Raw genomic sequence first — 12,657 nt, 5'->3', positions numbered from 1 at the left:
CGAGGTCGCAGGGAGCCCACAGCTCCCGACCTCAGTTTCCCGCTCCTGGGTGGGGTGGGCCCAGTACGCGGGGCCCGGGAGGGCGAGGTCGGGTTCGCCGACGATACGTCCCGCCACGGCTACGACTACAGCCACCACGGCCGCACCGGCAACCCGTCCGCCGACTTCGTCCCCGACGAGATCGTCGACCGCTTCTGCCTCCTGGGCCCCGCCGAGGCCCACATCGACAAACTCCGGGCCCTGCGCGACCTCGGCGTCGACCAGTTCGCCGTCTACGCCATGCACGACGCCCGCGAAGCCACCATCGACACGTACGGACAGCACGTCATCCCGGCGCTGGCGGCGGGCTGACGCTTGCGACGGAGCGCCCCCGGCGCGCACGCCGGGGTCGCTGGCGCGGCTACGACGGGCGCGAGCCGGGGGTGTCGGCGGCGAAGACACGGCGGATGAACCGCCGCTGCCAGGGCACCTCGACCGCACGGGAGTGATAGTTGCGCCGCATCCAGGCGACGGCCTCCCCGGGGGCCATGCCCTCGAAGACACACATCGCGGACAGCGCCGTACCGGTCCGTCCGACCCCGCCCCCGCAGCAGACCTCGACGCGTTCGCCCGCGGCCCGCTCGTAGGCGAGGCGGAGCGTGCGCATCGCCTCGTCGGGGTCGGTGGGGAGCCAGAAGTCACGCCAGGGGACCCACAGGGATTCCCAGGGCGGTTCGGGCGGCCGGTGGTCCGTCAAATGGACGGCGAGCGTGGGCGTCCGGCCCTCCGGGAGGCCATGTCTCAGTCCCCGGCCCCGGATCAGCCGTCCCGAGGGAAGCCGGACCACTCCCGGAGTGTCGGTGTTCCATTGTTCGGTCAACATGACTCCCGTTCCGGCCGGTCAGCGGGTCGAAGCCCGGCCTTCCTGCGTGTCCTGGTCGTCCCGGCGGAGCCGAGGCCCGGCAGACGGAGGCGCGCGCTCCTGCGGCGGACTCGTCCGGCCTGGTTCGCCTGTGGCTGGAAACGGTCCAGAAACTCCTCGGATGACGCTGTTCAGAGCCGGGCCGCTGGACTAATTTTTGCACGCCTGCCGGATGACGAGGGGGAACCGTGGACAGTGGGTTGGGTCGGACTTGCCGAAGCCGTCCAGCAGTTGAGGGCCGAACTTGAGACGGCGATGGCGCAGGGGCGGGCAAACAGCTCCGGTTCGAGCTGGGGCCGATCGAGATGGAGTTCCAGGTCGATCTCCGCCGGACGGGTGGAGTCGATGCCGGACTGCGCTGGGGGGTCGTGTCGGCCGGCGGCAAGGGCGAAGTGAGCAGTGGCAGCGGCCACCGGGTGACCCTGGTGCTCAACCCCAAGAACAGTGCGACCGGGGGGAACGCCGAGGTCTCCGCGACGCGCTGGCTGCCCGGCCGGTCGGACTGAACGCACCGTGGAGCGCGGGCGACTCGTCGAGGTCTGGGCGTCCCGGCGCCGGGGCAGCGGTTATCTCGTCTCCGACCGGCTGGTCCTGACGGCGGCGCACGTCGTACGCGGAGCGGACGGCCGCTTCGAAAGCGCTCTCCGGATTCGCTTCCTCGACGATCCGCCGGAAGGTGGATCGCCGCTGGCGGCCCGGCTGGCGCCTGGGCGCGCCACGACGGGCCGGACCACGGGGTCGATGCCGCCCTGCTGGAGATCACCTCACCCGGCTGGATTCCTCCTCCGGCGCCCCGTCCCGTGGTCTGGGGGAGGCTGGACAGCGACGAACCGGGCGTCCAGGTGCAGCTCGCGGGCTTCCCCGAGGCCTTGGCCACCCGGAGTGACACGGACGCCGACCAGGTGGCCGCCGTGGTCAACCCGCTCAGCGGCGTGCGCTCCGGCCGCCTCCCCACGAGACCTGGCAAGTTTTGTCGGTCGTAGCCGTGAACTGGCCTGGCTCGCCGAGTCGGTTCTCACCTCGTCCGATCAGTGGCCAGGTCATCGACATCCACGCGATCGGAGGCATGCCGGGAGTCGGCAAGACGGCCCTCGCCGTGCACGTGGGCCACCAGCTCGCCGACCGCTTCCCGGACGGCCAGCTGTTCCTCCCCCTGCACGGCCACACACCGGGCCAGTCCCCGGTGGACCCTTCCGACGCGCTCGCCTCCTTGCTGGCCGCCACGGGCGTGGCCCAGGAGCTGATACCGAACGGAACCGATCCGCTCTCGACTCTCGACTCTCGACACCAGGGCGGCCATGTGGCGGGACAGGCTGGCCAGGAGACGGGTGCTCCTCATCCTCGACGACGCCGTGGACCAGGACCAGGTGGAGCCCCTGCTGCCGAACGCGGCCGAGTGCCTGGTCCTGATCACGAGTCGCCGGAGGCTGGCGGATCTGCCCGACACGGTGGTGCTGGCGCTGGACACGCTGACTCTGGAGGACGCGGTGTCCATGCTGTGCCGGCTGTCCCGCCGCATGCCCGAAGGAGCGGACGAGACGGCAGCCGCCCAAGAGGTGGCCAGACTCTGCGGGCAGTTGCCGCTGGCGCTGGGACTGGTGGCGGGCCGGATACGCAACCACCCGTCATGGTCCTTCACCCACCCGGCCCGGTCGCTCTCCGCCACCCGCCGCCGGCTCGCCCGCCTGCACGCGGGGAACACCGCGGTGGCCACGGCTTTCGAGCTTTCCTACCGGAATCTCGACGCCGACCGGCAGCGGTTCTTCCGGTTGCTCAGCCTCCACCCCGGCAGCGAGTACAGTGCGGACACTGCCGCCGCCCTGCACGATCTCGATCCGGTGGAGGCGGGGGACCTGCTGGAGGTCCTCTACGACGAACACCTGGTCGTGGAGTCCGCTCCTGGCCGCTACCGGATGCACGACCTGGTACGGGAGTTCTCCGGCACCCTCGCCGAGGCGGACCCGGAGCCCACCAAGGAGGCCGCGCTCGACAGGCTCTTCGCGTACTACGAGGAGCGTGCCGCCACGGCGTCGTCGGAGGTCGTCACCGGGCAGTGGCCGTCCGGCGCGGCGGCCGACCGGGCCGCCCGCACGGAGGCGATGGCCTGGCTCGGCGCGGAGACGGCGAACCTGCTGGCCTGCGCACGGTACTGCGGGGATCACGGCCGGGGATCACGCGTGGTGGCGCTCGCCGGTTCCCTGGCTGGCTTCCTGCGGCTGGCCGGTCCCTGGGAGCAGGCGATCGCCCTGCACCAGACCGCCGTGGACCGCGAGGCCGGCCTGCGGGACGGTCCGGGCCGGGCGGTCGCCCTGGGCAACCTGGCCCTGGTGCGTCGGCTGACCGGCGACTACGAGGGGGCGGCCCGGAACCTCACCGAGGCCATGGAGCTCCATCACGCCCTCGACGACCGCAGGAGTGAGGCGCGTGCGCTCAACGACCTCGGCGTCGTCGTCCACGGGCAGACCGGTCACTATCCCGCCACGGCGGACGCGCACCGGCGCGCACTCGCCATCTTCCGGGAACTGGACGACGGGGCAGGCGCCGCCAGCGCCCTGAACTACTGGGGGGGTCGTCCAGCGGCTGAGGGGGCGACTACACCGCCGCCGAACCCCAACTGCGCGAGTCGGTCGAACTGTTCGATTCCGCGGGGGACCGGCGCGGTCGGGCGACGGCGCTGAACAACCTCGGCGTGGTGCTCCGGCAGACCGGCCGGTACGCCGAGGCCGAGGAGTACATGCGGCGGGCTCTCGCACTCGCGGAGGAAGTGGGCGACCAGCGGGGCGGCGTCTACATCCGTAACGCCCTGGGCGCCGTACGACTGCTGGCCGGTGACCCGGTGGAGGCCGATCGGCTCCAGACGCAGGCGCTGGAGACTGCACGGGAACTGCGCGATCGGCGGGGACAGGTCTACAGCCTCAACTACCTCGGTGCGGTGCGGCGTTGCACCGGACAGTGGGCGGACGCCGCCGAGGCGCACGAGGAAGCGTTGGGGACGGCACGGGTGCTGGGCGACAAACGGGCGGAGGGGCACGCCTTGTGCCACCTGGCCTTCGTGCGGATCGCTCGGGGAGACGCGCCCGCCGCGGCTGTGGCGGCCGGTCAGGCCCTGGCCGTCGTCACCGCTCTGGGCGATCGTCGTGGGATGGCGGGAGCCCTCCGGGCGGAGGGCGCCACGCACGTAGCTGGAGGGCCGTGCGCAGGCGGCGATCCGGAGCCTGACCGCCGCGCGGGACCTCTGCGGGGAGATCGGCGACCGGCAAGGTCGTGCGGCGCTGCTGAACGACCTGGGGAGGTGCGGCTCGCCCAGGCCGACGCCACCGCCGAGGACCTGCACCGCGAGGCGGCGGCCCTGGCGCGCACCCTCGGCAGTCCACTGGAGGAAGCCCGGGCCCTGGCGGGCCTGGGCCGGTACGAGCGCTCTCGTGGTGAGCCCGACCTCGCCGCCGGGCTGCTCCAGAGGGCCCTGACCCTCTTCACCCGCATCGGCGCCGCCGAGCAGGAGGGCTTGTCCGCGGAGCTGCACACGCTCTAGGACCTGCGCGGGTCGAGGGGTGTCGGCGGGTGAGGACACGACGGACGAACCGCTGCGGCCAGGGCGACCGGACCGCAGGACGTGAAAGGCTCCGCAGGGGTGGACGCCCCCTCATCCCAGGAGCCTGCCCACACCGCGTACACCTCACAGGCGGGGACACCGCGTGGCCGAGCCTCGGACCGGCTGTGGACGTAGCGATGAGTTTTCCCGGTCCGGCAAGTCTCACCACCGTTGTCGGCGACACAGGAGGAACACGTGACTCAGCTACTGAGAGTCCAGAACATCACCGTTTCGAGTGACGGTATCGGTGCCGGTGAGGACCAGACCCTTGAGAGGCCCTTCGGTCATGTCGAGCCCGAGAAGCTGTTCGCCTGGGCCGGTGCCACGGCGAGCTGGCCCAGGCGCACCGAACCCGGGGGGAGCCGGGGCCTGGACGACTACCTCACGCGGGACTACGCCCGCAACATCGGCGCCGAGATCATGGGCCGCAACAAGTTCGGGCCCCAGCGCGGGCCCTGGCAGGACCACGCGTGGCAGGGCTGGTGGGGGGACGAGCCCCCCTTCCGCACCCCGGTGTTCGTCATGACCCACCACAAGCGTCCCTCGTTCACGCTCTCCGACACCACGTTCCACTTCGTCGACGGCGACCCGGCCACGGTCCTCGAACAGGCGCGGGAAGCGGCGCGGGGCAAGGACGTCCGGCTCGGCGGCGGAGTCACCACCATCCGGGAGTTCCTCGACGCCGGCCTCGTCGACACCCTGCACGTGGCGGTCTCGCCGGTGGAGTTCGGGTCCGGAGTACGGCTCTGGGAGTCCCCGGACGAGCTGCTCGACCGGTTCCACCTGGAGGTCGTTCCCAGCCCGAGCGGGGTGACGCACCACCTGTTCTGGCGAAAGTGACCGGGCCCTCAGGGCAGCCCCGGCCGACCGCTCCGCCGCCCGGCGGGCGGCCCGGACGGATGTGCCGGTGGGGCCCGGCGGCGGGGCATGTCAGTGGGGTTTGTCAGCCCGGCGTGCTTTGCTGGGAGGCATGATCGATGAATTCCTGGCCCATGACCTGTCCGCCGTCGAGGAAGCCGTCCGCAAAGCGGCGGCGGCCGAGATCATGCCGAGGTTCCGGCAGCTCGCCGACCACGAGGTGGACCAGAAGAGCGGTCCGCACGACCTGGTGACCACCGCCGACCGCAAGGCCGAGGAGCACCTCACGGCCGCCCTCACCCGGCTGCTGCCCGGCTCCGCGGTCGTCGGCGAGGAGGCCGTGCACGCCGACCCCACGGTGTACGGGGCCCTGCGCGCCGACGCCCCGGTGTGGATCGTGGACCCCGTCGACGGCACCCGGCAGTTCGTCGGGGGCGACCCCGGCTTCTGTACCCTCGTCGCGCTCGCGCACCGGGGGGAGATACTCGCCTCCTGGACCTTCGCCCCGGTCCTGGACGAGCTGGCGACCGCCGTGCGCGGGCAGGGCGCGTACGTCAACGGCGAGCGCATCCACAGCGGGTCGCCCGCGCCGGGCGCCGTGCTGCGGGTGGCCATGGCCCACCCGCTGTACACCTCCGAGGAGGACAAGCGGGCCCTGGCCCGGCTGGACGTCCCCGGGGTCGCCGCCCGGCCGTGCGGTTCGGCGGGCCTGGAGTACCTGAAGGTGGCCCGGGGCGAGAGCGACGGACTGGCCTTCACCTGGCCCTCGGCCTGGGACCACGCGGCCGGGCTGCTGCTCGTCGCCGAGGCGGGCGGGGCGCAGAGCACCGTCGCGGACGTCCCCTTCCGGGTGGACCGGGACAACGTCCTGCCCTTCGCGGTGGGCCGTGACGAGGCCACGGCGGTCCGCATCCGCGAACTGCTGAAGGGGGCGTAGGGCGACGCCGCCCGCGCGGGCCGCGGGGGCCGGTCCTGCGGTGGAGGCCGGGAGCAATACCCTGGGGCGCACTGGAGCCGGACGAAGGAGTCGCAAGTGCCGTCGATCCTCGACGCAGTCGTGGTGGGGGCCGGGCCCAACGGGCTGACGGCCGCCGTCGAACTGGCCCGGCGCGGCTTCTCGGTGGCCGTCTTCGAGGCCGCCGAGGCGGTCGGCGGCGGGGCCCGGACCGAGGAGCTGACCCTCCCCGGCTTCCGGCACGACCCCTGCTCGGCGGTGCACCCGCTCGGGGCCGGCTCGCCGGTCTTCGCCACCATGCCGCTGAAGCGGTACGGGCTGGAGTGGCTGCACGCCCCCCTGCCCATGGCGCACCCCTTCGACGACGGCACGGCCGCCGTGCTCTCCCGCTCGGTCGCCCAGACGGCGGCCTCCTTCGGGCCGCGCGACGCGGGCGCCTACCGGCGGCTGGTGGCGCCGTTCCTCGGCAAATGGGACACCCTGGCCCGGGACTTCATGTCGCTGCCGTCCACCGCGCTGCCCCGCGACCCCGTCACCCTCGCCCGCTTCGGGCTCGTCGGACTGCCCCCCTCCACCTGGCTCCTGCGCCGCTTCCGCGACGACCGGGCGCGGGCGCTGTTCGCCGGGCTCGTGGCGCACGTCATCGCCCCGCTGGGCGGCATCGCCACCGGCGCGGTCGGCCTCGTCTTCGCCCTCGCCGCGCACGCGGGCGGCTGGCCCATGGCGCGCGGCGGCTCCCAGTCCCTCTCGGACGCCCTCGCCGCCTACCTGCGCGACCTCGGCGGCACGATCCACACCGGCTTCGAGGTCAAGCGGCTCGACGACCTCCCGCCCGCCCGCGCCTACGTCTTCGACACCTCGCCGACCGCGCTGGCCCGGATCGCCCGGCTGGGGCGCGTCTACGACGGCTACCGCTACGGGGCCGGCGTGTTCAAGATCGACTACGCGCTGGACGGCCCGGTGCCCTGGACCGCCGAGGAGCCGCGCCGGGCCGGTACCGTCCAGATCGGCCCGCGCACCCGTGACATCGACGCCGCCCTGCAACTGGCCTCGGGCGGCCGGGCCCCCCGTAACCCCTTCCTCATCACCGCGCAGCCCAGCCTGGTCGATCCCGGCCGGGCCCCGGAGGGCAAGCACGTGTTCTGGGCCTACGGGCACGTCCCGGCGGGCTGGTCCGGCGACCTCACCGACGCCGTCGAGCGCCAGCTGGAGCGCTTCGCGCCGGGCTTCCGCGACCTGGTCCTGGCCCGCGCCACGGCCGGGCCGCCCGAACTCGCCGCCCGCAACCCCAACTACATCGGCGGGGACATCGCCTGCGGCGCCGCCTCGGGGCTCCAGCTCCTGCTCCGCCCGAAGCTGTCCCTCTCCCCGTACACCACCGCGCACCCGGCCGTCTTCCTCTGCTCCTCGGCGACCCCGCCGGGCCCCGGCGTGCACGGAATGCCGGGCCACAACGCGGCGAAGGCGGTCTGGCGGCACCTGCGCGCGGGCACCTGACGGGCCCGCACCCCGCCCGCCCGGCCGGGCGGGTCACCAGGCCAGGTCCTCCAGCCCGTCCAGGTCGAGCGCGTCCAGGTCCAGCCCGGCCGCGGACACCGGCTCCGCGCCCCCCGTCAGCGACAGCTCCGCCCAGATGACCTTGCCGCGCCCGCTGTAACGGGTGCCCCACCGCTCGGCGTACTGGGCGACGAGGAACAGCCCGCGCCCGCCCTCGTCGGTGGTGGCCGCGTACCGCAGGTGCGGGGAGGTGCTGCTGCCGTCCGACACCTCGCAGATCAGCTTCCGGTCGTGCAGCAGCCGGACCCGGACCGGCGAGCCCCCGTACCGGATGGCGTTGGTGACCAGCTCGCTCAGGACGAGTTCGGCGGCGAAGGAGAGGTCCTCCAGCCCCCACGCGGCGAGCCGCGCCGCGCCCTCGCCCCGCACCCGGGAGACGGCGGCCGGGTCGGCGGGCACCTCCCACTCCGCGATCCGGCCGGGCTCCAGCCGCCGGGTGTCGGCGATCAGCAGGGCGATGTCGTCGGCCGGAGAGGGGAACAGCAGCGCGGCCAGCACGTCCGAGCACGCCTGTTCGGGGCTGCGGCCGGGGCGGGAGAGGGTCTCGCGCAGCAGTTCGAGACCGGTGTCGAAGTCGCGGTCCCGGCCCTCCAGCAGCCCGTCCGTGAACAGGACCAGCCGGGACCCCTCGGGCAGCTCGAACCCGGTGGTCTCGAACGGCATCCCGCCCACGCCGAGCGGCAGCCCGGCCGGCAGCTCCGGGAACTCCACGCCCCCGTCGGGGCGGACCAGCGCGGGTCCGGGGTGCCCGGCGCTGGCCATCGCGCAGTGCCCGGAGACCGGGTCGTAGACGGCGTACAGACAGGTGGCACCGGTCACCCTGAGCGGCTCGCCGTCCCCCGCGCCGCCACCGGTACCGTCACCGCCGCCGGTCCCGTCGCCCGCCGTGCCGGCGGCCCCCTCACCGGTCCCGTCGCCCGTACCGGAACCCACGGCCCCGTCACCGACCTCGCCGCCGACCCGGTCCGGACCGGTCTCCGACTCGTTCTGGTCGAGCCGGTCGATCAGCTCGTCCAGGTGCTCCAGCACCTCGTCGGGGGTCAGGTCCAGCCGGGCGAAGTTGTGCACGGCCGTCCGCAGCCGGCCCATCGTGGCCGCGGCGTGCACCCCGTGCCCGACGACGTCACCGACGACCAGCGCCACCCGCGCGCCCGGCAGCGGGATCACGTCGAACCAGTCCCCGCCCACCCCCGCCTTCGCGGGCAGGTAGCGGAAGGCGACGTCCACGGCGCTCAGCTCGGGCAGCACCCGGGGCAGCAGGCTGCGCTGGAGCGTCACGGCCACCGCGTGCTCACGGGTGAAGCGGCGGGCGTTGTCGATGGAGACGGCCGCGCGCGCCACCAGCTCCTCCGCGAACGACACGTCCTCCTCCCCGAAGGGCTCCGGGGTGTCGGCCCGCCAGAAGTTGGCCATGCCCAGGACCACCCCGCGCGCCTGGAGCGGCACGGCGATCAGCGAGTGCAGCCCGTACGCGAGGGCCGCGCGGGCCCCCTCGGGGTCTTGCGTCTGCCATCCGTCGGCGGTGGCCAGATCGGCTTCGAGCACGGCCCGCCCGGTGTCCAGCGCGGCCGCCATCGGCGTCGTCGGCACCACGAACCGGATGACGTCGCCGACCGGCTGGAGCGGCGGGTCGTCCGTGCGCACGCCGATCAGGGCCGTCCGCCGCATCTCGCTGTGCGCGCCCGGGGCGCCCGAGGGCTCCTCCCCGCGCAGCACCGGTTCCAGCAGCTCCACGGAGGCGAAGTCGGCGAAGCGCGGCACCGCGACCTCCGCCAGCTCCTCGGCGGTCCGCACCACGTCCAGCGTCGTACCGATCCGCACCCCGGCGTCGTAGAGGAGCTGGAGCCGGCCGTGGGCCACCTCGGCCCGCCCGGAGAGCGCGACCAGCTCGGTGGAGTCGCGCAGCGTCATCACGGAGCCGTACGGCCGGCCCCCGTACGGCTCCGTCGGCCGTACGTTGACGGCGAGCAGCCGGTCGCCCGCCAGGTGGACCTCGTCCGTCATGACCCGGCCGGAGGTGAGCAGCGCGGTGGTGCGCGGGTCCAGGCCCAGCTCGTCCACGTGCCGCTGTTCGGCGTCGGACGGCAGGTCCAGGAGCCTGCGGGCCTCGTCGTTGGCGAGCAGCAGCCGCCGGTCGGCGCCGATGATGAGCACGCCCTCGCGGACGGCGTGCAGAACGGCCTGGTGGTGTTCGTTCATCCGGGTCATCTCGGCCTCGCCCAGGCCGCGGGTCTGGCGCCGCAGCCGTCTGCTGACCAGGGCCGCGCCGCCCATGCCGAGGAGCAGCGCGAGGGCCGCGGCCCCCAGGAGCAGGGGCAGCTGCCCCTCGACGACGTCACCGACGTTCTCGACCTCGATGCCGGTGGCGACCAGGCCGACGACGGTGCCACGGGCGTCCCGGACGGGGACGACGGCCCGGACCGCGTCGGTCGGCGTGCCCTTGAAGAGTTCGGTGAAGGACTCCCCGGCCACGGCGCGGGAGAGGTCCCCTTCGGCGTGCTTGCCGATCAGCTCGGGCCGGGCGTCGGTGTAGCGGACCCCGTTGGTGCCCATCACGGCGATGAAATCGACGCCGGAGGCCCGGCGGGCGGCCTCGGCCAGGGGCTGGAGTTCGGCCGTCGGGTTCGGTGACTTCAGGGCCGCCGGGAGGCCGGGCGCATGGGCGAACGCCTCGGCGGCGGCGAGGGAGCGGTGGGCGGCGTCGTGCTCGCTGTCGTAGCGGACCTGGACGACGAGGGCCACCATGGCGGCGCCGACCAGCAGCACCACGATCACCGCCTGGAGGGCGAAGACCTGACCGGCGACGCTGCGCGCCCCCAGGGACAGGCGCGAGAGCAGGCGCGAGTCCTGCCCGGTCGGCTGCCGGGGAGGCCATTCCCCGGTTCGACCAAAACGTCCGGTCATGAGCCATTTCTAACACTGTCGCCAGGATTTGGGGACGGCTGCGGGGCGCGGCTGCGGGGGAGTCGGGTGGCGCGGGGGCGGTGCGGGGCGGTGCGCGGGCGCCGGGCGGGTCCTGGAGGCCGGTACGGCGCGCCGCGTCGACGGAAGGCCCCCCCGTTGCGGGGACACGTGCGACGGGCCGTCACGGCCACCGGCCGACCGGTGCCCCGAGGCCACCGGCCCGGGACACGAGGCCTCCCCGGCGGACGGCGGGACGGCCGGGCGCGCGGCCTCCCCGGCCCACCGGGCCCCGTACGGGCGGACGCGCGGCCCGGCGCGGGTCACGTCCCGCACCGCGGCCCGCCCCTTCGGCCGTCCGGTCGGCGACGGCCCGTGCCGGGGTACGGGCGGCCCGCGCCGCGCCGGGGCCGGGGGCCGGGGTGATCCGGCCCGGCGGGTCCCCCGGAGGACGGCCGTGGTGGCCGTAGGGCTCCGCTGGAGGCGGGGTCCCGGACCCGGCCGGGGCCCGGCCCGGTGGACCGGGCCCCGGCGCCCGGCCCCGCGTGGGCGACCCCCGGTTCCGGAGCCGGGTCAGCCCGGCCCCGGACCCGGTCGGCCCAGGCGCGCCCGGTCCGGTCAGTCCGGTCAGCCCCGTGCCGGCGGCCCGGTCAGAGCAGGTCGGTGGCGATGCGGGCCGCCATCCGTTCCAGCAGGGGGCCCGCGTTCCGGATGGAGCGTTCCGGGTCGGGTTCCAGCTCGGTGAGCGGGTACGCCCGGCCTATGCCCGCCGCGCGGAGCGCCTCCGGGGTCAGCAGCAGCCTGCCGCAGACGGCCACGACCTCCTTGCCCGCCGCCCGCGCCGCCGCCGCGACCCCCGCCGGAGCCTTGCCGTGGAGGGTCTGCTCGTCCAGCGAACCCTCCCCGGTGATGACCAGCGTGGCCCGTTCCAGCGCCGGCGCGAAGCCCAGTACCTCCAGCATGAGTTCGATGCCGGGACGGAACGCCGCGCCGAGCAGCAGCGCCGCGTAGCCGATGCCGCCCGCGCCGCCCGCGCCCGGGAGCAGCGCGTACTCGGCCGCGCGGACACCGACCGTCTTCTCCAGCACCGCCACGAAGTGCGTCAGCGCCGCGTCGAGCGTGGCCACGTCCTCGGGGGAGGCGCCCTTCTGCGGGCCGTAGACGGCGGGCGCGCCCTCGGGGCCGGTCAGCGGGTTGTCCACATCGCTCGCGAGGACGAACTCCACGTCCGCGAAACGGGGGTCGACGCCCGACAGGTCGGCCGAGGCCAGCGAGGCCAGCGCGGCCCCGCCCGGACCGACCGGCACGCCCCGCGCGTCCAGCAGGACCGCGCCGAGCGCGGCCAGCATGCCCGCGCCGCCGTCGGTGGTGGCGCTGCCGCCCACGCCGAAGACGATCGAGCGGGCGCCCGCGTCCAGCGCGGCCCGCAGCAGCTCGCCCGAGCCGTACGTGGTGGCCGTCAGGGGCGCGAAGACGCCCGGCGGCAGGAGCTGGAGCCCCGACGCCTCCGCCATCTCGACCACCGCGGTGCCCCCGCGCAGCGCGAAGGCGGCGGTGACCTGGTCGCCGAGGGGCCCGGTGACCCGTACCTCCCGGCGTTCGAAACCCGCCGCGACCGCGGCGGCGACCGTGCCGTCGCCGCCGTCCGCGACGGGGAGGGTCTCGATCTCGATGCCCGGCACGGCGCCGCGAAGGCCGGCCGTCACCCGCTCCGCGACCTCCACGGCCGTGAGCGAGCCCTTGAACTTGTCCGCCGCGATGAGCACGCGCGCGGGTACCGCTCCGTTCGTCACCCTGCTGATCCCTTGCTGTCGAACGTGCGTCGCGCCCCGGCGAGCGTAACCGGAGGATCGCCCCGTGCCCATGGGTGGCGTACACCACACCGCGCGCACA

At 74.6% G+C, this 12,657-nt stretch carries 10 protein-coding genes; 7 read left to right on the top strand and 3 right to left on the bottom strand.

The features are described 5' to 3' along the window. The first annotated feature begins 45 nt into the window (after window positions 1-45). The gene (locus ACIA5F_RS16390) at window positions 46-351 is read left to right on the top strand and encodes an LLM class flavin-dependent oxidoreductase (protein WP_399353404.1); all 306 of its coding nucleotides are present in this window, start codon (window positions 46-48) and stop codon (window positions 349-351) included. A gap of 49 nt (window positions 352-400) precedes the next feature. On the opposite strand, the gene ACIA5F_RS16385 is transcribed toward ACIA5F_RS16390, so the two are convergent. Continuing rightward, entirely contained in the window at window positions 401-862 is a 462-nt protein-coding gene (locus ACIA5F_RS16385; RefSeq protein WP_399353343.1) for a protein phosphatase, read from the bottom strand. A 344-nt stretch (window positions 863-1,206) separates the two neighbouring features. On the opposite strand from ACIA5F_RS16385, the gene ACIA5F_RS16380 reads away from it, so the two are divergent. From ACIA5F_RS16380 to ACIA5F_RS16355, 6 genes are all read left to right on the top strand, one after another. Then, the gene (locus ACIA5F_RS16380; protein ID WP_399353341.1) at window positions 1,207-1,407 is read left to right on the top strand and encodes a trypco2 family protein; all 201 of its coding nucleotides are present in this window, start codon (window positions 1,207-1,209) and stop codon (window positions 1,405-1,407) included. 792 nt (window positions 1,408-2,199) lie between these two features. Further along, a complete protein-coding gene (locus ACIA5F_RS16375; protein WP_399353339.1) occupies window positions 2,200-3,579 on the top strand; it encodes a tetratricopeptide repeat protein in 1,380 nt (459 codons plus the stop codon). Beyond that, window positions 3,516-4,433, top strand: coding sequence for a tetratricopeptide repeat protein (locus ACIA5F_RS16370; protein WP_399353402.1), 918 nt, complete (start codon window positions 3,516-3,518; stop codon window positions 4,431-4,433). Before ACIA5F_RS16375 ends, ACIA5F_RS16370 begins: the two co-directional genes overlap by 64 nt. A 255-nt stretch (window positions 4,434-4,688) precedes the next feature. Beyond that, a complete protein-coding gene (locus ACIA5F_RS16365) occupies window positions 4,689-5,333 on the top strand; it encodes a dihydrofolate reductase family protein (protein WP_399353337.1) in 645 nt (214 codons plus the stop codon). Between the two features lie 130 nt (window positions 5,334-5,463). Next, window positions 5,464-6,288 carry an inositol monophosphatase family protein gene (locus tag ACIA5F_RS16360; RefSeq protein ID WP_399353335.1) on the top strand — a complete coding sequence of 275 codons (825 nt, stop codon included), beginning with the start codon at window positions 5,464-5,466 and terminating at the stop codon, window positions 6,286-6,288. Window positions 6,289-6,384: 96 nt separating this feature from the next. After that, the gene (locus ACIA5F_RS16355) at window positions 6,385-7,803 is read left to right on the top strand and encodes a phytoene desaturase family protein (RefSeq protein WP_399353333.1); all 1,419 of its coding nucleotides are present in this window, start codon (window positions 6,385-6,387) and stop codon (window positions 7,801-7,803) included. Between the two features lie 33 nt (window positions 7,804-7,836). On the opposite strand, the gene ACIA5F_RS16350 is transcribed toward ACIA5F_RS16355, so the two are convergent. After that, window positions 7,837-10,767: a SpoIIE family protein phosphatase gene (locus tag ACIA5F_RS16350; protein WP_399353331.1), complete on the bottom strand. Its 2,931-nt coding sequence runs from the start codon at window positions 10,765-10,767 to the stop codon at window positions 7,837-7,839. 647 nt (window positions 10,768-11,414) lie between these two features. Then, entirely contained in the window at window positions 11,415-12,557 is a 1,143-nt protein-coding gene (locus ACIA5F_RS16345; protein WP_399353329.1) for a glycerate kinase, read from the bottom strand. Between the last annotated feature and the right edge of the window lie 100 nt (window positions 12,558-12,657).

This window comes from Streptomyces sp. NPDC051567, from assembly GCF_044454165.1.
In the GTDB taxonomy this organism is placed as follows: domain Bacteria; phylum Actinomycetota; class Actinomycetes; order Streptomycetales; family Streptomycetaceae; genus Streptomyces.
The sequence above is the reverse complement of the archived record's forward strand: the minus strand, read 5'-3'. Positions and strand labels throughout refer to the sequence as shown.